We start from the raw sequence: 18,746 nt of genomic DNA, 5'->3' as shown, positions 1-18,746 counted from the left end.
GCTGAAGATGACGGGAATCCGAAAGTCGTTCGGGCCGGTGGAGGTGCTGCACGGCGTCGACTTCGCGGTCGAGCCGGGCACCGTGCACGCCCTGATCGGCCACAACGGAGCCGGCAAGAGCACCCTCATGAAGGTGCTCGGAGGGGTCTTCCCCGACTACGGGGGCGACGTCGAGATCGACGGCGCCGCCGTGCCGCTCTCGAGCCCGGGCACGGCGCTCGAGAGCGGCGTCGCCGTGATCTATCAGGACTTCGCGCTCATCCCCGAGCTCGACGTCGCCCATAACATCGCGCTCGGGCGGGAGCCGAAGGCCCAGTTCGGTCTGCTGCCGCACCGCAAGCTGCGCAAGCGCTCGGCCGAGGAGGCGGAACGCTTCGGCATCTCCCTCCCGCTCGACCGGCCGGTCAGCTCACTCGGGGTGGCCGACCAGCAGCTCACCGAGATCGTGCGCGCCCTGGCCCGCAACGCGCGCTACCTCGTGATGGACGAGCCGACGGCCCGATTGGCCCCGGATGAGAGGGCGCACCTCTTCGCGATCATGCGGTCGCTCACGGCCAAGGGTGTGGGCATCGTCTACATCAGCCACTTCCTCGACGAGGTCATCGATGTCGCCGATGTGGTCACCGTGATGCGCGACGGCGAGGTGATCTCCTCGCTCGATGTCGCGGAGTGCACGACGGACTCGCTGGCGCGGCTCCTGGTCGACGACAGCGAGGGCTCGATCGCCGAGCGGGCCGAGAGCGATCAGGGCACCCGCATCCGGCCGCAGAAAGCGCTGGTGGTGGATGCGCTGGGCGTCTCCGGCCGCCCGCCGGTGTCGTTCAACATCAACAAGGGCGAGATCGTGGCGCTCGCCGGGCTCGTGGGTTCGGGTCGAACCCGGCTGGCGCGCGCCATCGTCGGCGACGTGAAGTCGAGCGGGCAGGTCAGCGTGGCCGAGAGGTCGCTGCCACGGCGGTCGCCCGGGTCGTCGGCCGCCGCGGGACTGCTCATGCTGCCGGAAGACCGCAAGCAGAACGGGCTCGTGCTGAGCTCAAGCATCCGTTCCAATCTGCAGCTCACCGCGCTCGACCGCTCGCTGACGACCGCCGGCTTCGTGCGTCGCCGGCGTCGCGACCGCCTGGTCGACGGCCTGATGAAGAAGTTCCAGATCAAGCCCAACCGCCCCGGCACCATCGTCGGCAACCTGAGCGGCGGCAACGCCCAGAAGGTGCTGCTCGCCCGCACCGTGGCGGCCAACCCCACGGTGCTGCTGCTCGACCAGCCGACCGCCGGCGTCGACATCGGCGCCAAGGCCGAACTGCATCGCCAGATCCTCGACCTCGCGGTCGACGGATGCGGCATCCTCCTCATCTCGGACGACCTCGACGAGATGCTCGAACTCGCCGACCGCGTGCTCGTGCTCGTCGGCGGGTCGCTCGTTCGCGAGATCGGCGCGGACGAGATCGATCGCGCCACGCTGCTCACCGTCATCAGCACCGGAAAGGTGCCCACGTCGTGACCGACAGTCCCATCATCGGGGTCAAGTGCTATGGATTCGAGTGGAACACCCGATATGGACTGAGCGAGGTGCAGGCCGCCGATCGCCTGAGGTCGCACGGTGTCGACTGGGTGATCCTGCAGAACCGGCGCGATCCGGTGCCGACGAGCGATGTCGAGCAGGTGCTGCCGTCGGCGGACGCTTACGACGACCACCGGTTCCGCGATGCGCTGCGGGAGCGCGGCATCCGCACCTTCGAGACGAGTGCCGTCTACTTCCGGCCGTCGGAGAACGCGGCCCACCCCGATCTCAACCCCCGGGATGCCGACGACGAGCCGATGGTGCCTTACGATTGGTACCTCGGTGTGAGTCCGCACAGCCAGGACTACCTCGAGCGCCGAATCGCCGTGATGAGTGAGGTGGTCGGCGACCTCCAGCCCGACGGTCTGTTCCTCAACTTCATCCGCTTTCCGGGTTTCTGGGAGAGCTGGACGCGGGTCGTGGAGCGGTCGGAGATTCCCGAGTACTCGTTCGCTCCGGATGCGGTGCGGCGGTTCGAGGCGGAGACCGGCCACGATCTCGGCGAGGGTCCGGCCGCGCGGCGCAACCGCACGCTGCAGCACGAGCTCCGAGCCGAGTGGACCGCCTGGAAGTGCTCGGTCGTCGAGCGCAACGTGCAGGCGATCAAGGATGCGGCGGAGCGGGTGCGTCCCGGAACCGAGATCTTGATCAACGGCCTCGCGTTCCCGCTCGCCGACCGCGGCGACGTGGCCCGGGAGATCTGTGGGCAGGATCTGGGCGCCCTCTCCGGCATCGCCGAGCACATAGAGACGATGGTCTACCACCAGATCCTCGGGTACGAGCCCGACCCATGGGTCGAACGGGTGCTCGCCGACCTGCGGCCCCGTGTGCAGGGCACGTTGCTGGCGTCGCTGCAGACCACGGCCACCTATACCGCGCCGCCGCACCTCGGGCTGGGGCGACGCAGCGACCTGCCGCCGACCGAGGTGCGCGACGCGCTCGCGGCGGTGGCCCGCTCCGGTGCCGATGGGGTCTCGATGTACCACTGGGTCGACATCCTGGCTGATGAGCTGATGGCGGACGGCGTGATGGCGCGGGCGCTGCGCGACTACAAGGCGGGTGAGCTGCGATGACGGATGCGGGCGGGCCGGATGCCCCTCACGTGACGGTCGTGTCGACGGGATTCACCTACCCCGAAGGGCCGTGCTTCGACGCGGCCGGAGTGCTCTACACGGTGGAGCTTGCGGGAGGCGTGGTCTCCCGCACCATCGACGGTGAGCGCGAGGTCTGGGTGCGGCCGGGTGGTTCGCCCAACGGCGCGGCATTCGGCGCTGACGGCACCCTCTACTTCTGCAACAACGGCGGGAACTGGGGGCCGAACGCCTCGACCGGGATGATCGCCGGGCTGGGCGGTCAGCCGGCCCTCATCCAGTCGGTCGACCCGGCCGGGGTCGTCTCTACCGTGGCCGACAGCTGTGACGGACAGCCCTTGAACGGGCCCAACGATCTCGTGCTGGATGGCTTCGGCGGGATTTGGTTCACCGATCCGGCCTGGGCCCCGCGCGACGCCGCCGGCTCGGCGCCCGCCTCCGCGTCGCCGCCCGGTGCCGTTCGATACGTCGGAGCCGACGGTGTCGTGACCATCGTGCGGGACGACCTTGTCTTTCCCAACGGGATCGCGATCACGCCCGAGGGCGATCGACTGGTGGTCGGGGAGACGGGCACGGGGGACATCCTCGTGGCCGACCTGATCGCGCCCGGACGCGTCGGCGACTGGTCGATCTACGCCCGCCTCGGCGAGCAGTCGTTCCCGGACGGGATGTGTTTCGACGCCCGTGGCCGGCTGATCGTCGCGGGGACCGGGTCGGGGCGGCTGTTCGTGGTCGGTGCTCTCGGCAGCGTCGAGCGGGAGATCCCGATGGACGACCGCGACCTGACGAACGTCTGTTTCGGCGGGCCCGACTTCAGCACGCTGTTCGTGACCCAGGCGGAGACCGGCCGGGTCGTGAGCCTCGCGTGGGACTTCCCCGGCAGCCCGCTGGCGGTGCAGCCGCTGCGCTGAGCCGGCGGGTGCCGCGCCCTAGGTGTACTGCCCAGGCAGATTGTTGAGTCTGCTGGTGGGTGGGGCTCCGATTGCGGAGTGGAATCTGTGTTGATTGTAGAAGTGCAGCCAGCCCGGGAGTGCTTGTCGGCGTTCGGTTTCTGAACCATAGAAGCGGGCGTAGGCCCAACCGTCGGCCAGGGTGCGGTGGAAGCGTTCGATCTTGCCGTTGGTCTGAGGTTGGTAGGGGCGGGTGCGTTTCGGGGTGATTCCGAGGTCTGCGCAGGCGTCTCGCCAGGCGAAGGAACGGTAGGCGGAGCCGTTTTCGGAGAGGACCCGTTCGACGGTCACGCCGCGGTCGGCGAACCAGGTGAATGCTCGTCGGAGCACGCCGACTGCGGTGGTAGCGGTCTCGTCGGAACAGATCTCGACATAGGCGACGCGAGAGTGGTCGTCGATCACGGTGTGCAGGAACGACTTCCCGGTGCGGGGCTTGTAGTCCTTGCCGCGAGGCAGTCCGGCCGTGGCGATCTGGTTCTGGTAGCCCTGCTGACGGCCGACGAACCGGTGTCCGCCGCCGTCGGGGATGTTGCCGAACTTGGTGACATCGACGTGGATCATCGCGCCCGGATAGGGGTGCTCGTAGCGGCGCACGGGTTCCCCGACGAGCTCGTCGATGCGGGAGAGACGATTGGTCCGGCAGCGGACGAGGACCGCGTGAACGGTCGAGGCGGGAACGCCCAACTGCCCGCTGATCTGGACCGGGCCGAGTCGGTGCCGCCACCGCAGCCGGACGATGCTCTTCACCAGCTCCGGTGGGGTCTTGGCCGGCATCGAGTGCGGCCGACTCGACCGATCCACCATCCCCCCAGCGCCCTCGGCACGATAGCGAGCAGCCCATTTGCGGGCTGCACGATAGCGAGCAGCCCATTTGCGGGCGGTCACCGTCGAGACCATGAACATCTTCGCCGCGACCGTCGGAGGCCAACCGGAATCGACAATCAGGATTGCGAGTTTCAGACGAGCACGCGGCGTTAAAGCCGCATTAGCGTGGGACACGAAGGCCTCCTGGTCAGTGAAGCGGTTCCTTGAACAGCTCCACTTCACAACCGGAGGCCTTCGCCCGTTCGCACATCCACGACGTGTCACGAAACAACGTCCCTGGACATCACACCTAGGTGATCGGCGCGATGCCGACCGCCATGGCGACGGCGCCCATCAACTCGCCCCGGTTCGACAGAGCGGACTTCTGAATCGACAGCGAGTCGGCGATCTGAGGCTCTGCGTAGCGCCCGATCCCCTGCGCGATGCCGTCGTGCATCCACGGCCCGCTCTCGGCGAGGATGCCGCCCACCACGATCATGCGCGGGTTCAGCGCGTTCGCCAGGTTCGCGAGCGAGTGCCCCACCTCGAACCCGGCATCCTGGAGGATACGACGGGCCCCCGGATCGGATCGACGCCCCATCAGAGACACCTCGGCGAGCCCCAACTCGGGATTGCGGGTGACCGGCTGTAGGTGGTGCGAGAGGAACTGGCCGGTGACGAGCGTGTAGAGGCATCCGCGATTGCCGCAGACGCAGGCCAAGCCGTCGTCGCGCACCTGCGTGTGGCCGATCTCGCCCGCCAGGCCGTTCGCGCCTCGCACCAGGTGACCGTTGAGCACGAGCCCCATGCCGATGCCGTGGGCGATCTTCACGTAGAAGAGGTCTTCGACGCCGGCCCCCACACCGAACACCATCTCCCCGATGACGGCCAGATTCGCGTCGTTCTCGACCCAGACGTCGTTGCCGAGCGCCTCGCCGAGCAGAACCCTCGGGTTCGTGCCCCGCCACCGGGTGTCCTGCCGGGCCCGCGCGACGTCGCCGTTGCGGTCGAGCGGCTCGGGGATGCTGACGACCGTGCCGAGGCACGCCGCCAGGTCGAGCCCGTCTCGTTTGAGCAGCGATGCGGTCAGGGCACGGGTCGCCCGCACGGCGTCGGCCGAATCGTCGGAGGGGGCGAGGTGCGCGGACTCGTGGGAGACGACGTGCCCGTCGGCGCGCGCGTGGACGACCTGGATGCGCTCGTGACCGATCTCGATCGCCAGACCGAAGCCCGCCTCCCGCACCAGGCCCACGAACTGCGGCCGCCGGCCCGCGCCTGATGTCGTGCCGGCGCCGCCGGCGAAGGCGACGGACTGGATGGTGCCGTCGCGGATGAGCTCAGCGATGATCGACGTGACGGTGGCACGCGAGAGTCCGGTGACGGAGGCCAGCTCGGTGCGCGTAGCGGCGGCCGAGCGCTCGAGATAGGCGAGGATGCGGCCCCGGTTGTAGTCGCGGATGTCTGTACCCCATCGTTCAGACATCGACATCCCTCGCCCACCGCATCATCGATCAGACCGCGATCGAGTTTAGCGTCCGTGACGACGGATGCCCCGAGATCCCGAGCGATCCGGATATGTCGACTTCGATCCTTTGCGGGGGAAGGAGCACTTCCGAGCGTATGGCTATGTGATTGCCCAAAATCGCATCAATTTCGACCCGGTATCGATCTTGACCGCTTCGACGGTGTCAGGGATGATCGCTCGCTGCCGGCCCACTCGATTGGCGCGGCACGAACGCTCGACCGATGGCCTCACCGACACCTCGAGGCACGTCGGGGGAGATCAGAGAAAGTAGGCGGTCGATGGCAAGGCGCCCGGAAGCGGAGAAGTCGATCCGGATCGTCGTAAGCGGCGGGTTCGTGTAGGCCGCTAGTCGGATGTCGTCGAACCCCACGATGCTGATGTCGGATGGGACCCGGAAACCGCGTGCCGCCAACGAGGAGATCGCTCCGATGGCCATCTCGTCGTTGGCCGCGATGACGGCCGTTGCGTCTCGGAGATCGCCGGCGGCGATCTCCGATCCCGACCGTGCCGACCAGTCGCCGAACTCTTCGCCCACGATCTCCAGACCGAGGTTCTTCGCCGCGCGGCGGGCTCCCTCGCGCCGTCTCTGGGCGGAGTACCACTGTTCCGGACCGTTGATGAGAAACAATCGGCGGTGTCCGAGATGGTGGAGATGCGCGACAAGCAGGTCCATCGCCGGCTCGACGTCGTCGTGGAGCGTGTCGGCATCGAAGCCGTTTCCGTTTCTCTCCACGAGGACGGGCGCCGTGAATCGGATCAGTGAGAACAACTCTTCCAGCGCGGGCGTCGGAGCGAAAGCCAGGACGCCGGCGGTATATGCCTGGTCGACGGTATCGACGATGGATCTGATTGCGGCGGCGTCGGTGGACTCCAGAGGGATGACTTCGACGATGAAACCGAACTCGCGGGCTCTCGTGGTCGCGGCGAGGGCGATACTGCTCGGCCCGGCCTCGCTGATCTCGTGGAGGAACAGGAGTATTCGATTGCCCGTATTTGTTCGTAGGGCACGGGCGATCGGGTTAGGGCGGTAGTCCAGTTGTTCGAGGGCCTGCCGAACCTTCTCGCGCGTTGCGGGGCGGATCCCCTCGAAATTCCGCAGATAGCGCACGACCGTTTGCGTCGATACACCGGCGTGAGTGGCCACTGATCGTATGGTTGCAGGCCCGGTGGGCGGGTGGCTGCGCCCTGCGGAACGTGTTTGCATGCACCCATCATTGCCGATGAGATCGCGGATCAGGCTTTCAGCGTGCCCCGAACTGCACGGTGAGCGTGCTCCACGAGACGGGGGCCAGTGTGACCGCCAGTTGTCCGTGCGTGGGGCGAAGCGGGCTGACGCGCGGCCTGGGATCGAGCTCGCCTCCCGCGCCCTTGCGGCGCGGCTCATCACTCGCGAGCACGGCCATCTCGCCTTCGAAGACCTGACCGAACGAGCTTAGGTCGGCGGCGAACTCCGCAGGTTCGTGAGAACGGTTCACCACGAAGATCCTGAGCACGCCCGCATCGTCATCGAATGTGGCGACCGCATCGACCGCGGGGACCTCTCCGAATCGATCCGCCGTCATCGGCGTGCTCGTGACCAGGGTCTGAAGCACCATGTCGCCGATCGACGCACTCGCTTGCGCGAAGGGATGGAAGATCGTCTGCTTCCACGCTTCGCCTCCATCGACCGTCATGATCGGGGCGATCACGTTGACCAGCTGAGCGATGCTGGCAGAACGTACTCGATCGACGTGTTTGAGAAGGGTGATCAGCATCGACCCGTAGACGACAGCATCTGCCGTGGAGTAGAAGTCTTCGAGACGGTGTCCTCCGACCGGCCAGAGTCCCGCCGGCACCTCGTCCACATGGTCGGGCTGATACCAGACCCCCCATTCGTCGACGGACACGTTCACGATCCGACTGCTGCGCTTCACGCTCCTGACGTGGTCGATGGTGGCGATGACGCTTCGGATGTAGGCGTCGAAGTCGGTCGATGAGGCGAGGTAGCTGGCGAGATCGCCATCGCGCTCGTAGTAGTACTGGTGCGCGGAGATGAAGTCGACATCGTCGTAGCTCGCCTCGAGCACGGTTCGCTCCCAGCTGCCGTAGGTGGCCATCTCCGTGCCCGAGCTCCCGGCGACCACGAGTTCGAGTGTCGGGTCGAACATCCGCATGGCGCTGGCCGTCTGACGTGCGATCAGACCGTAGTGTGCCGCGTCGGTGTGGCCGAGTTGCCAGTGGCCGTCGGGCTCGTTTCCGAGGCACCACATCCTCACGTCGAAGGGCTTCTCGAAGCCGTTGGCCCTCCGTCGGTCGGCTTGGAACGTGCCGCCGGCTCCGTTGCAGTACTCGAGCATGTCGAGGGCTTCGAGTACTCCCCGGGTGCCCAGATTCAGGGCGAGCATGGGTTCGACTCCCGCCTCGCTGCTCCAGGTGATGAACTCGTCGAGACCGAAGGTGTTCGGTTCTGTCGCATGCCAGGCAAGGTCGAGCCGGGACGGACGCAGATCCACGGGCCCCGTGCCGTCCTCCCAGCGATGCCCGCTGACGTAATTTCCGCCGGGATAGCGAACCGTCGTGACTCCGAGCTCGCGGATGAGTTCGATCACGTCGCGACGGAATCCGTGAGAGTCAGCCAGGGGATGTTCCGGTTCGAAGAGGCCGTGGTAGACGCCACGACCCGCCTGCTCGATGAAACCTCCGAAGAGGCGTCGAGGCACGGTGCCCGACGTGAAACGGCGGTCGACGACGATGGATGCGGTGAGCATGCGGAAAGAAGTGTCCTTAATGCGTGACGTGACTACTTGACGGCACCGGCGGCGATGCCGTCGACGATCTGCCGTTGCAGGATGAAGAAGACGATGATGAGTGGCGCCACACCCAGGAGGGCCGCCGGGAACAGAGTGGTCGGGTCGGCCTTACGGGGGTCGATCAGGGCGAAAGCGTTCGACATCACGGTTCTGTTGTCGGTGCCCTGCATGAAGATCAGCGGCACGATGAGGTCGTTCCAGAGGCTCAGCACGAGAGTCACGGCGAGCGTTGCGACGATCGGTCTCATCAAAGGGAAGACGATCGTGAAGAACGTTCGGTACGGCCCCGAACCATCGAGGGCGGCAGCCTCTTCCAACTCGACCGGAACACTTCGCATGAAGCTGGAGAAGAAGAACACGGCGATCGGAAGGTTCATCGCCGAATAGATCAAGATCGTGCCGATGTGCGTGTTCAGAAGGTGCAGATCGCGGAACAGCAGATAGAGCGGTGCCAGGAGCACGAAGATCGGGATGGTCAGGCCGAGAATGAAATACCGATACAGCGAGTTGGTCCATCCGCGTGCGAGTCGTGCGATGGGATAACTGACCATCGCTCCGACGATCACAATCACGATCGAGGAACCCACCGTGAAGATCGTCGAGTTAAGAAGACTCCGGCCGTAGTTCAGTTGTTGAGCGGTTCGGAAGAAGTTGTCCAGAGTGAGCGTCGTCGGAAAACCCAGGGGGTCGGCGGCGACATCCGCAGCCGGCCGGAGTGCGATCACGAGGGCGATTATGAACGGGATGACCAGTGCGGCGATTCCCACGATGAGCCCGAGGTCACCCAGCCTCCGCAGAACGAGATGGGACACCCGTGGGGCGCGGGCGGCTTCAGCGTGTGATTTCAAAACATTCTCCGTTCGCGAGCGCGAAGCAGGGTCGTCATCGTCACTGCGACGACGACGACGAGAAGGAGGAAGAACACGGCGAGGGCGGTCGCATAGGCGAACCCACCTGCTGAACCGAAGAGATTGCGGTAGATCAGCATGGTGATCGTCGTAGTCGAATTGGCGGGCCCTCCGTTCGTCATGACGAGCGGGAGCTCGAACACTCGAAGCGCACCGATGACGTTGAGGGCGAGGTTGACCGTCAGAGCCGGGGTGATGAGGGGCCACTCGATGTAGCGGAACCTGCTGAACCCGCTGGCGCCGTCGATGGCCGCCGCATTGAGGACATCTTTGTCGATCGCGCTGTAGCCGGCGAGATAGATGATGCCGGAGTAGCCGGCGAACCCCCAGATGTTCACGGCAGCCACCGCGAACAGGGCTGTTGAGGGGTCGCCCAGCCACACGCGCTGTAGGGAGTCGAGGCCGATCGCTCCGAGGAAGGAATTGAGGGCTCCCTCCGGCGCGAAGATGTAGGAGAAGATGAACGCTGCCATGACGGGCGCGACCAGGCTCGGAAGCAACACGAAGGCGGTTACTATCTTTCGCGCACGAGGACGGTTGTAGAGCCCGCGTGCGAGGAGGAGTCCGAACAGATTCTGGAACACCACGACGACGACGGCGTAGAGCAGGGTCACGCGAAGGGCGTCCCAGACATCTCCGTCACCGAAGAGGCGCACGTAGTTGTCGAGACCGACGAAGTCGGCCTTGGGTCCGCCGCTGCTGTCGGTGAGACTCAGATACGCACCGCTGAACAGTGGGTAGATGACGATCACGGAGTACAACAGCAGCGCGGGGAGCGCGAAGGACAGCGCGACGAGTGGGCGGCGAGTCAGCATTGATTACCTCACTTGTGCGGTCCCCGGCCCGAGGACCGGGGACCGCATCGGGGAAAGGGAGACGTTCTTACTTCTCGCGGAACGAGTCCCACTTCGAGAGGAGATCATCGGTGGTGGTCTGGCCGAGGAAGAGGCTCTGGAGGTCCTGACCGAACTCGTCCTCGTTCGTCTGGGGGAACCACGTCGTCGCGGCGAGCAGCCGGTAGTCACCGGCGCCGACGGCGTCGGCGATCAGAGTGGTCGCGTCGTTCGTGGGCGACGTGCCGCCATCGAACGGAGAGTACGACGCCTCTGCCTCGAGGAACTCCTGATCGTTCTCCGAGTCCGCCCAGAAGGCCAGGTACTTCTTCGCCAGCTCCTGCTTGTCGCTTGCGGCGTTGACGGCCCAGTTCACCCCGGCGAACATGGTGGCCCACTGCGGACCTTCGTTCGAAGCGGGCCACGGTCCGAACTGAACCGAAGGGATGGCCGTCTGGAAGTCGGCCAGGTTCCATCCACCCTGGTAGAGGAAGGCGGACTTGCCGGCCTTGAAGTCCTGCAGGCCCTGTCCCCATTCGTCGACGCCGAGCGAGGACTTCCAGTCGACGAGGCCGTCGTCGCCCAGTGCCACGAGCTGATCGACGGAGGGCTTCCAGTCGCTGAAGTCCGTCGAGCCGCTCATGAAGTTGGCGTCCCACTGCGGGTTATCGCGGTAGACGAGAGTGCTGGCGATGCCGTTCAGGAGGGCATCGGCCGTGTAGGCGCCCTTGTTGGGCACGGACAGCCCCGTGATCCCGGCCGCTTTCAGTGTTTCCAGGTCGCCGATCAGCTCGGAGTACGTGGTGGGGAACGTCGTGATGCCGGCCTGTCCCAACACATCCATGTTGGCCCACAGGCCGATGGGGATGATTCCGAGCGGTACCGCGTAGGTCGCGCCGTCGGCCTCGACGAAGGGCTTGACCTGGTCGGAGATCGTCGAAACCCAGGGCTCGTCGCTCAGGTCTGTCAGGTACCCGTTGCCCTGGTACTGCGTGATCTCCGAGCTGGTGACCATGAACACGTCGGGACCGGTTCCGGCCAACAACTCCGGCTGGAGTCGCTGGGCTATCGTGGCACCGGCATCGATGAACTCGTAGTTCACCGTGACTCCCGGGTTGGCTGCCTCGAAGGCGGCATTGATCTCGGGCACGCCTGCCGGCTGGGCCTCGTTTCCTTTCCATCCGTAGATGGTCAGGGTCTGGTCAGAACCGGTGGAGCCGGTGCTGCTGGAGCACGCGGACAAGCTCACGCCGATTGCCGCCGCGATCGCAATCGATGCGATACGGATCGTCCTCTTCTTCATTGAAGACCTCTCTTGGTCGAGTGTTTTCCTCACAGATGGAGTCGTCGATCGGTGGGTGCGATGAACCTACGAGAGCCTCAGGGTCATTCTCAGCCTCACGACGGGTCGAGTATATGCATTGCGTGAGCGCTCACGCAACCGCAAGAATTACCCAGCTCAGATCCGGATCGGAGGCTCAGGCGGATTCGCGCCAGAGAGGTGCCGGTATGGCCCGCCGGTGCTGCTCGCCGACCGCGCCGGGTTGTAAGGCGGCGCGCACGACCTCGGCGACTTGTTCGATGATCGGACTCCCCACGATCGCAAGGCTGGTGAGCGCCGGACTGGTGACCGCGCCGAGCGACAGCCCGTCGATGCCGACGACTTTCAGCCGGCTCGGAATATCGATACCCCTGCTGTGAGCGGCCCGCAGGGCTCCCATGGCCATCAGATCGCTGAATGCGATGACGGTGTCCGTGTCAGGGTAGCGATCGAGCAGAGCGTGCATTCCGGCTTCGCCGGCATCGACCGACTGCATCTCGGCCTCGCACACGATGACAGCGCTCGATGACGGATGCTCGGTCGAGCGCTCGTAGGCCAGCCGCCGGGAACTGGGTGCGTACTCTGTGCCGTGGATGTGGCTTTCCAGCATTCCGAAACGGGCTGCGCCTCGCCGTCTCAGCTCGTCGATGAGTGCGACGAATCCGGAATCGAAGTCGATGTCGACCGAGTGCAACCCGGGTACGGTGGCCGTGCGGCCGAGCAGCACGACCGGCACGCCCCGAGCTGCGGCGAGGAGTTCTTCTTCGTTGTCTTCGCCGAAGTAGCCCACGACGGCGTCGACCTCGCCGGCCAGCCGTGCGACCATCGGCAGAACCGGTTCGTTCTCGTGCGAGGAGATCGTGAGCTGCCAGCCGTTGAGTGAGGCGGCATCCAGCAGCTCGGCGGCGAGCTCGGAGTAGTACGGGTTACGAAGTGAGTCGACCACCAGCCCGACCGTCTTGGCTTTGGCGACGCGAGCCAGGTTGGATGCGAAGCGACTCGGGCGGTAGCCCAAGCGTTCGCTCACCTCGAGCACTCGGGCCCGGGTCTTCTCGCTGATTCGCGGCATGCCGTTCATGGCCCGGCTGACGGTTTGCCTCGAGACGCCGGCTTCCGCGGCGATGTCCTCGATGGTCACATTGTGGGGCATGGAGTTCATTATCGCGGACGCGCGTCGCCAGCCCAGCGGACGAGGTTCAACTGGCGCGGAGATGCATCGCAGAACTACGATGTCTATCGATAACATTCAATAACCGGCGCGAGGCCGCGAAGGGACGACATGTATTTCGGTGGAGACTACAACCCCGAACAGTGGCCCGATTCGGTGTGGGACGAGGACGTCTCGCTCATGGCACAGGCGGGTGTGAACCTCGTCAGCGTGGGCATCTTCTCCTGGGCCCGACTCCAGCCGGCCGAAGGGGTCTTCGACTTCGAGTGGCTTGATCGCATTCTCGACAAGCTGCACGCGAACGGGATCGCGGTCGACCTCGCGACCGCGACCGCGTCGCCCCCGCCGTGGCTGGTGCGTGCATACCCCGACGTTTTGCCGGTCACCGACTCGGGAGAGGTGCTCGGGCTGGGGAGTCGCCAGCACTACGCTCCGACATCGCCTGATTACCGCCGACTCGCGGGCGAGCTGGTCACCGAGATCGCCCGGCGTTACGCGAATCATCCGGCGGTCGTCATGTGGCACGTGAACAACGAGTACGCCTGCCACGTCCGCGCCGATTACTCGATGCACGCGGCCTCGGCGTTCCGTGTCTGGCTCGAGGCCCGCTACGTCGACATCGAGCAGCTCAACACCGCCTGGGGAACGAGCTTCTGGTCTCAGAGCTACGGTTCGTTCGCCGAAGTCGACCCGCCCCGAAAAGCGCCCACCACTCAGAATCCCTGTGCTGTGCTAGATTTCCGTCGCTTCACATCGGATTCGATCCTGTCGCTGTACACCATGGAGCGCGACATCATCCGCGCGGCGGGGGCATCACAGCCCATCACCACCAATTTCATGGGGCCGTTTCCAGATCTCAACTACTGGGACTGGGCAGATGAAGTCGACTTCGTCTCAGACGACAACTACCCCGATCCTCGAGATCTTGAAGCATTCCGGCACGCGGCCTTCGCGCGTGACCTGATGCGGTCTCTGAAACCGGGGGTGCCGTGGCTGTTGATGGAACAGGCCCCGAACTCCGTGCAATGGAGGTCGAACAACGCCGCGAAGAAGCCGGGCCAGATGGCTGCGTGGAGCGAGCAGGCGATCGCCCGCGGGTCTGACGGTGTGCTCTTCTTCCAGTGGCGACAGTCGCGTGCCGGCCAAGAGAAGTTCCACTCCGCCATGGTCCCGCACTCCGGCGTGCGCTCGCGGACGTGGCGCGAGGTGGTGGAGTTGGGATGCTCTCTCGAGAACAGAGTCTGGTCGGATCCTCCGCGCGGCGACGTCGCGATCGTGTTCGACTGGGAGAACTGGTGGGCGCTGCGCCAGCCCGATCTGCCTGCCGACATCGACTACTACTCGGTGGTCTTCGCCTGGTACAAAGCGCTCCACGACCAGAACGTCCAGGTCAGTTTCGTTCGCCCGACCGATGACCTCTCCACCTTCGCGATGGTCGTCGCGCCCGCACTCTATCTCCTGGGCGAGGCGGGAGCTCGCTCGCTCGAGACGTTCGTCGATGGTGGGGGCGTGCTCCTCACCACCGCCTTTGTCGACGTTGTCGACACGAGGGATCACTTCCGCGCGGGAGGCTACAGCGTGCAGCTCGCCGGTGTTCTGGGGGGAGAGCCGATCGACTTCTCCGGTATCGAGCCGACGGATGGACGCACGGTGCACACGAGTGACGGGTCTATTCTCGAGCCGACGATCCTGATCGAGGACTTCGTCGTCGCGGACGGCGAGATCCTGGCTCTCCTCGACACCGGAGCGCCGGCGGTCGTGGTCAACCGATTCGGTCTGGGCGTCTCATTCCATCTCACGACGTTCTTCGACGCCGAGGGCATCGAATGGACTCTCCGCCGCGCCCTGGAGGTTGCACGCGTCGAGTCCGTGCTGGCCGGCGCCGCCCCGATCATCGAGGCAGTGCGTACGGCGCAGGGCATCACCGTGATCAACCAGGGGGAGGGGTCGGTGGAGATCGCCCTCCCCGTGGGCCCGGTCACACTCGGCCCCTTCGAAGTCGTGCACCTTCGGGGCGCCGAGATGTGACGAGGCGCTCGATCGACGCTGATCGCCCGCTGTCCTCCCTTCTGCACGAGCTGCGCCCTTTTCGCACCCGACTGGTGATCGCGATCGCCGTCTTCATCGTTAAGGACTCGCCGCTGTGGCTGCTGCCGGTGATCACTGCGGCGATGATCGATGTCGTCGTGGACGGGCGCTCGGCAACCGAGATCGGCTGGCTCGCTCTTGCGGGAGCGGCGTTGGTGCTGCAGAACTACCCCACCCATCTGGCTTTCACCCGGCTCTACATGAGTTCGGTTCGAGGAATGGCCGCGAACCTCCGCAACGCGCTCGCCGACCGGCTTCAGACGCTCTCGATCGGCTTTCACGCGCGATCGAGCGCGTCGGTCATCCAGAGCAAAGTGGTTCGTGATGTCGAGAACCTCGAGCTGATGTTCCTGCAGGCGGGAAATCCCGGGCTCTCGGCGGTGTTCGTGTTCATCGGTGCCGTCACCATGACCGCCGTCACCGTTCCCCAGTTCTTGCCCGTGTTCGCTCTGTCGGTTCCTGCCGGGGTGGGGGTGTGGTGGGCCATGCGGCGGAGGTCTTCCCTCCGAAACCAGGAGTTCCGGGTGGAGATGGAACGCTTCTCCTCTCGAATCGGTGAAATGGCGACGCTCCTGCCGATCACGCGGGCACACGGTCTCGAGCACATCGCTCGAGACCGTGTCTCGGAAGTCGCCGAGGGGGTGAGGGTTCAGGGCCTCCGGCTGGACATGCTCAACGGTGGCTTCGGAGCCATCAGCTGGGTGGCGCTACAGTTGCTCTCGCTCGGCTGCCTCTGTCTGGCTGGGCTCGTCGCCGTGATGGGTTGGGCGACGATCACGCCGGGACAGGTCGTGCTCCTGAGCACCTACTTCGCCATGCTGACCGGCACCGTGACCTCGGTGTTGAACCTCTACCCCCTCCTTGCGCGGGGCACCGAATCGGTGAAGTCTCTCGCTGAGATCATGCAGGAGCCCGATCTCGAATTCAACGAGGGAAAGCACGTCGTCGCATCCGTCACCGGCCGGATCGAGCTGCGGAACGTCAGCGTGAGATACGGCGACGAGCCGCCGGCGGTCAAAGCCATCGATCTGGTGATCTCGCCCGGCGAGACGGTTGCTCTCGTGGGACGTTCCGGTTCGGGAAAGTCGACGCTGATGAACACCGTCCTGGGGTTCGTGCGCCCGTCGTCCGGCCAGGTGCTGCTCGATGGCAGAGACATGCAGGAGCTCGATCTCCGCACCGTGCGACGTGACGTATCCGTCGTGCCCCAAGAGTCCGTCATGTTCGAGGGATCGATCAGGGACAATGTCACCTACGGACTCGACAGTGTCGACGACAGCGCAGTGATCCAGGCGCTCCGCGACGCTAACGCACTGGAGATCGTCGATCAACTTCCCCGAGGCCTGGACACCATGGTGGGCGAGCGCGGCGCTCGGCTCTCCGGAGGGCAGCGGCAGCGGTTATCGATCGCTCGCGCTCTCATCCGGAACCCCCTGATCCTGCTCTTGGATGAGGCGACGAGCGCGCTCGACTCCGAATCCGAGGCCAAGGTGCAGACCGCTCTCGACACGCTGATGCAGAACAGGACGACCCTCGTCGTCGCCCACCGCTTGTCGACCGTCCGCCGCGCAGACACCATCGTGGTGCTGGACCGCGGGACGATCGTCGAACGTGGCACTCACGACCAGTTGGTCTCCGCCGGATGCCAATACGCGCGTCTTTGGGCGCTCCAGACCGGCACGTCGCCCTGAATCCCCTCGCCACGACAACGACCTCAGCCGAAAAGGAGCCCGATGATGACCGTTCCCAGCCCCCTGTGCCGCGACCCACTTCTCGACGGCGCCGCCGATCCCACGGTGATCTGGAATCGAGTGCGGCGGGAGTGGTGGATGTTCTACACCAATCGGCGCGCGTGGTCTCCGCCGATCGGGGGCTTCGGCTGGGTGCACGGCACCGACATCGGAATCGCGACGAGTGTCGACGGCGGAGTGACCTGGCTCCATCGCGGGATCGCGGAGGGTCTGTGCACCGAACCCGGTCGCCACACCTTCTGGGCCCCGGAGGTCGTCGACGACGGTGATCTCTTCCACATGTTCGTGACGGTCATCGACGGTGTGCCGACCGCCTGGTCCGACAAACCACGCGCCATACGTCACTACACCAGCGCCGACCTGCACACCCGGAGCTTTCGGTCGACCCTGTGTCTGAGTTCCGATCGGGTCATCGATGCCGGCATCATCCGCGCCGAGGATGGTCGATACCTCATGTGGTACAAGGATGAAGCGGACGGATCCCATACCTATCGGGCCTCCAGCGACGATCTCCGCACCTGGGCCGTCGACGGACCGACCATCGAGACGTGCCCTCATGAAGGGCCGAACGTCTTCCGACTCGGCGGGTACTACTGGATGCTCACGGATGAGTGGCGGGGCCTTCGGGTGTTCCGCTCGACTGATCTCGTGACCTGGGCTCAACACGATCGCATCCTCGATGAACCAGGAGCACGTACCGACGACGGTGGCGTGGGTTACCACGCCGATGTGGTGGTCGACGGTCAGTCCGGTTACGTGTTCTACTTCACCCATCCCGGTCGGGAACCAGGGATGCCGGTCGATGACAGGCTGTACGAGCATCGGCGATCGTCGATCCAAGTCGCCCGCCTGCGAGTGGAAGAAGGCCGGCTGACCTGCGATCGCGATGAGCTGATCGCGGGGCCGTTCTTGACCGCGCCCGATCAGCTCGGGCGGCTCGGCGATGAATGAGTACGGATACCTCTTCGTGCATTTTCGGGACGAACCCGGGGGAGAGAAGATCTACTTCTCCCTGAGCGACGGCGACGACCCTCTTCGCTGGCGCCCTCTGCGCGGCGGGGAACCAGTTCTGGCCAGTGACGTCGGCACCCGGGGGGTACGCGACCCCGTGCTGGTTCGCGACGCCATGGGCGGATTCCATATTCTGGCCACAGATCTGAACGTCGAATCCGGCGAGGGTGACTGGGGGACCTGGGTTCGATCGGGCAGTCGCTCGCTGGTGCTGTGGGATTCCGCCGACCTCGTCACGTGGTCCGGCCCGCGACTCGTGGAGATCGCACCGCCGGAAGCCGGGATGGCGTGGGCCCCGGAGTCCATCCTCGACCCCGAGACGGGAGAGCACCTCGTGTTCTGGTCGTCGAAGCTCTACTCGAGCCAGGATCCGTCCCATCAGGGTGAGGCGTACAGCCGGATTCTCTCTGCTCGCACCCGTGACTTCGTGACCTTCTCGCCCGCGGAGATCTTCATCGATTCGGGACGTGACGTGATCGATACGACGATCCTGATCGAGGGCGGCCGGGTCCATCGTTTCGGAAAGGCCGAAGAGATCGGTTCCTCGTCGCCGGGTGTCTACCACGAGGTCGGTTCCACGCTGTTCTCGAACGACTTCCGCACGCTCGCGTCGAGAATCGCCGCCGAGACCTACGATCGCGTGGAGGCACCCATCATCGTTCGCGATCATCGGGTCGCTCGGTGGTATCTCTACCTCGACCAATACGCCGAATCCCCGCAGGGCTACTTCGCACTCGAGACGGATGATCTCCTCACGGGCGACTGGCGTTCTGTCGACCCTGCCCGCGTCGTGATCCGGCCCGGCACGAAGCACGGCGGCATTCTGCACCTCGCCCGAGCGGAGTGGGAACACGTGGCGAACTCACTTGTAATGTGGACACAGGCGACGCCGGTGAAGACGCCCGCCATCGGATGCGACGGAGGAGCTCGAGCGTGACGAAGACGA

15 protein-coding genes are annotated in these 18,746 nt (G+C 65.4%); 7 read left to right on the top strand and 8 right to left on the bottom strand.

Annotated elements, in window-relative coordinates:
• Positions 1-7: 7 nt before the first annotated feature.
• Genes NVV95_RS01285 through NVV95_RS01275 form a run of 3 tightly spaced genes read left to right on the top strand, consistent with a single transcriptional unit; the run spans position 8 to position 3,563 of the window.
• Complete coding sequence (locus tag NVV95_RS01285) at positions 8-1,501, top strand: sugar ABC transporter ATP-binding protein (protein WP_259484727.1); 1,494 nt, start codon at positions 8-10, stop codon at positions 1,499-1,501.
• Complete coding sequence (locus tag NVV95_RS01280; protein WP_259484726.1) at positions 1,498-2,634, top strand: hypothetical protein; 1,137 nt, start codon at positions 1,498-1,500, stop codon at positions 2,632-2,634. Before NVV95_RS01285 ends, NVV95_RS01280 begins: the two co-directional genes overlap by 4 nt.
• A complete protein-coding gene (locus tag NVV95_RS01275) occupies positions 2,631-3,563 on the top strand; it encodes an SMP-30/gluconolactonase/LRE family protein (protein ID WP_259484725.1) in 933 nt (310 codons plus the stop codon). Before NVV95_RS01280 ends, NVV95_RS01275 begins: the two co-directional genes overlap by 4 nt.
• Positions 3,564-3,581: 18 nt before the next feature.
• Here the strand turns inward: NVV95_RS01275 and NVV95_RS01270 are convergent, their stop codons facing one another.
• The 8 genes from NVV95_RS01270 to NVV95_RS01235 form a co-directional block, all read right to left on the bottom strand.
• Positions 3,582-4,601, bottom strand: coding sequence for an IS481 family transposase (locus tag NVV95_RS01270; protein WP_259484724.1), 1,020 nt, complete (start codon positions 4,599-4,601; stop codon positions 3,582-3,584).
• Between the two features lie 115 nt (positions 4,602-4,716).
• Entirely contained in the window at positions 4,717-5,889 is a 1,173-nt protein-coding gene (locus tag NVV95_RS01265; RefSeq protein WP_259484723.1) for an ROK family transcriptional regulator, read from the bottom strand.
• Positions 5,890-6,094: 205 nt separating this feature from the next.
• A complete protein-coding gene (locus NVV95_RS01260) occupies positions 6,095-7,075 on the bottom strand; it encodes a LacI family DNA-binding transcriptional regulator (protein ID WP_259484722.1) in 981 nt (326 codons plus the stop codon).
• A gap of 97 nt (positions 7,076-7,172) precedes the next feature.
• A complete protein-coding gene (locus NVV95_RS01255; RefSeq protein WP_259484721.1) occupies positions 7,173-8,678 on the bottom strand; it encodes an alpha-N-arabinofuranosidase in 1,506 nt (501 codons plus the stop codon).
• Positions 8,679-8,710: 32 nt separating this feature from the next.
• Entirely contained in the window at positions 8,711-9,487 is a 777-nt protein-coding gene (locus NVV95_RS01250; protein WP_259484720.1) for a carbohydrate ABC transporter permease, read from the bottom strand.
• A 77-nt stretch (positions 9,488-9,564) separates the two neighbouring features.
• The gene (locus tag NVV95_RS01245) at positions 9,565-10,443 is read right to left on the bottom strand and encodes a carbohydrate ABC transporter permease (protein ID WP_259484719.1); all 879 of its coding nucleotides are present in this window, start codon (positions 10,441-10,443) and stop codon (positions 9,565-9,567) included.
• A gap of 67 nt (positions 10,444-10,510) precedes the next feature.
• Positions 10,511-11,797, bottom strand: a complete 1,287-nt coding sequence (locus NVV95_RS01240; RefSeq protein ID WP_259484718.1) for an ABC transporter substrate-binding protein — start codon at positions 11,795-11,797, stop codon at positions 10,511-10,513.
• Between the two features lie 142 nt (positions 11,798-11,939).
• Positions 11,940-12,932 (bottom strand): LacI family DNA-binding transcriptional regulator, encoded by a 993-nt coding sequence (locus NVV95_RS01235; RefSeq protein ID WP_259484717.1) that lies wholly within the window; start codon positions 12,930-12,932, stop codon positions 11,940-11,942.
• A gap of 129 nt (positions 12,933-13,061) precedes the next feature.
• Here NVV95_RS01235 and NVV95_RS01230 point away from each other — a divergent pair, with 129 nt between their 5' ends.
• Genes NVV95_RS01230 through NVV95_RS01215 form a run of 4 tightly spaced genes read left to right on the top strand, consistent with a single transcriptional unit; the run spans position 13,062 to position 18,737 of the window.
• On the top strand, positions 13,062-14,978 hold the full coding sequence (locus NVV95_RS01230; RefSeq protein WP_259484716.1) for a beta-galactosidase: 1,917 nt from the start codon (positions 13,062-13,064) through the stop codon (positions 14,976-14,978).
• Positions 14,975-16,729 carry an ABC transporter ATP-binding protein gene (locus NVV95_RS01225; protein WP_259484715.1) on the top strand — a complete coding sequence of 585 codons (1,755 nt, stop codon included), beginning with the start codon at positions 14,975-14,977 and terminating at the stop codon, positions 16,727-16,729. The genes NVV95_RS01230 and NVV95_RS01225 overlap by 4 nt, the downstream gene beginning before the upstream one ends.
• A gap of 45 nt (positions 16,730-16,774) precedes the next feature.
• Positions 16,775-17,740 (top strand): glycoside hydrolase family protein, encoded by a 966-nt coding sequence (locus tag NVV95_RS01220; protein ID WP_259484714.1) that lies wholly within the window; start codon positions 16,775-16,777, stop codon positions 17,738-17,740.
• Positions 17,733-18,737, top strand: coding sequence for a glycoside hydrolase family 43 protein (locus NVV95_RS01215; protein ID WP_510732592.1), 1,005 nt, complete (start codon positions 17,733-17,735; stop codon positions 18,735-18,737). Before NVV95_RS01220 ends, NVV95_RS01215 begins: the two co-directional genes overlap by 8 nt.
• Positions 18,738-18,746 lie beyond the last annotated feature (9 nt).

It is taken from the genome of Herbiconiux gentiana (genome assembly GCF_024978135.1).
GTDB lineage: Bacteria > Actinomycetota > Actinomycetes > Actinomycetales > Microbacteriaceae > Herbiconiux > Herbiconiux gentiana.
Note: the sequence above shows the minus strand (reverse complement) of the source record. Positions and strands in the feature narration are given on the sequence as shown.

What these genes read in the sequence shown, in the direction of transcription:
- NVV95_RS01255 (WP_259484721.1), bottom strand. Translation starts at nt 8,678, where the DNA reads ATGCTCACCGCATCCATCGTCGTCGACCGCCGTTTCACGTCGGGCACC.
- NVV95_RS01245 (WP_259484719.1), bottom strand. Translation starts at nt 10,443, where the DNA reads ATGCTGACTCGCCGCCCACTCGTCGCGCTGTCCTTCGCGCTCCCCGCG.
- NVV95_RS01235 (WP_259484717.1), bottom strand. Translation starts at nt 12,932, where the DNA reads ATGCCCCACAATGTGACCATCGAGGACATCGCCGCGGAAGCCGGCGTC.
- NVV95_RS01230 (WP_259484716.1), top strand. Translation starts at nt 13,062, where the DNA reads ATGTATTTCGGTGGAGACTACAACCCCGAACAGTGGCCCGATTCGGTG.
- NVV95_RS01220 (WP_259484714.1), top strand. Translation starts at nt 16,775, where the DNA reads ATGACCGTTCCCAGCCCCCTGTGCCGCGACCCACTTCTCGACGGCGCC.
- NVV95_RS01215 (WP_510732592.1), top strand. Translation starts at nt 17,733, where the DNA reads ATGAATGAGTACGGATACCTCTTCGTGCATTTTCGGGACGAACCCGGG.
- NVV95_RS01265 (WP_259484723.1), bottom strand. Translation starts at nt 5,889, where the DNA reads ATGTCTGAACGATGGGGTACAGACATCCGCGACTACAACCGGGGCCGC.
- NVV95_RS01275 (WP_259484725.1), top strand. Translation starts at nt 2,631, where the DNA reads ATGACGGATGCGGGCGGGCCGGATGCCCCTCACGTGACGGTCGTGTCG.
- NVV95_RS01285 (WP_259484727.1), top strand. Translation starts at nt 8, where the DNA reads ATGACGGGAATCCGAAAGTCGTTCGGGCCGGTGGAGGTGCTGCACGGC.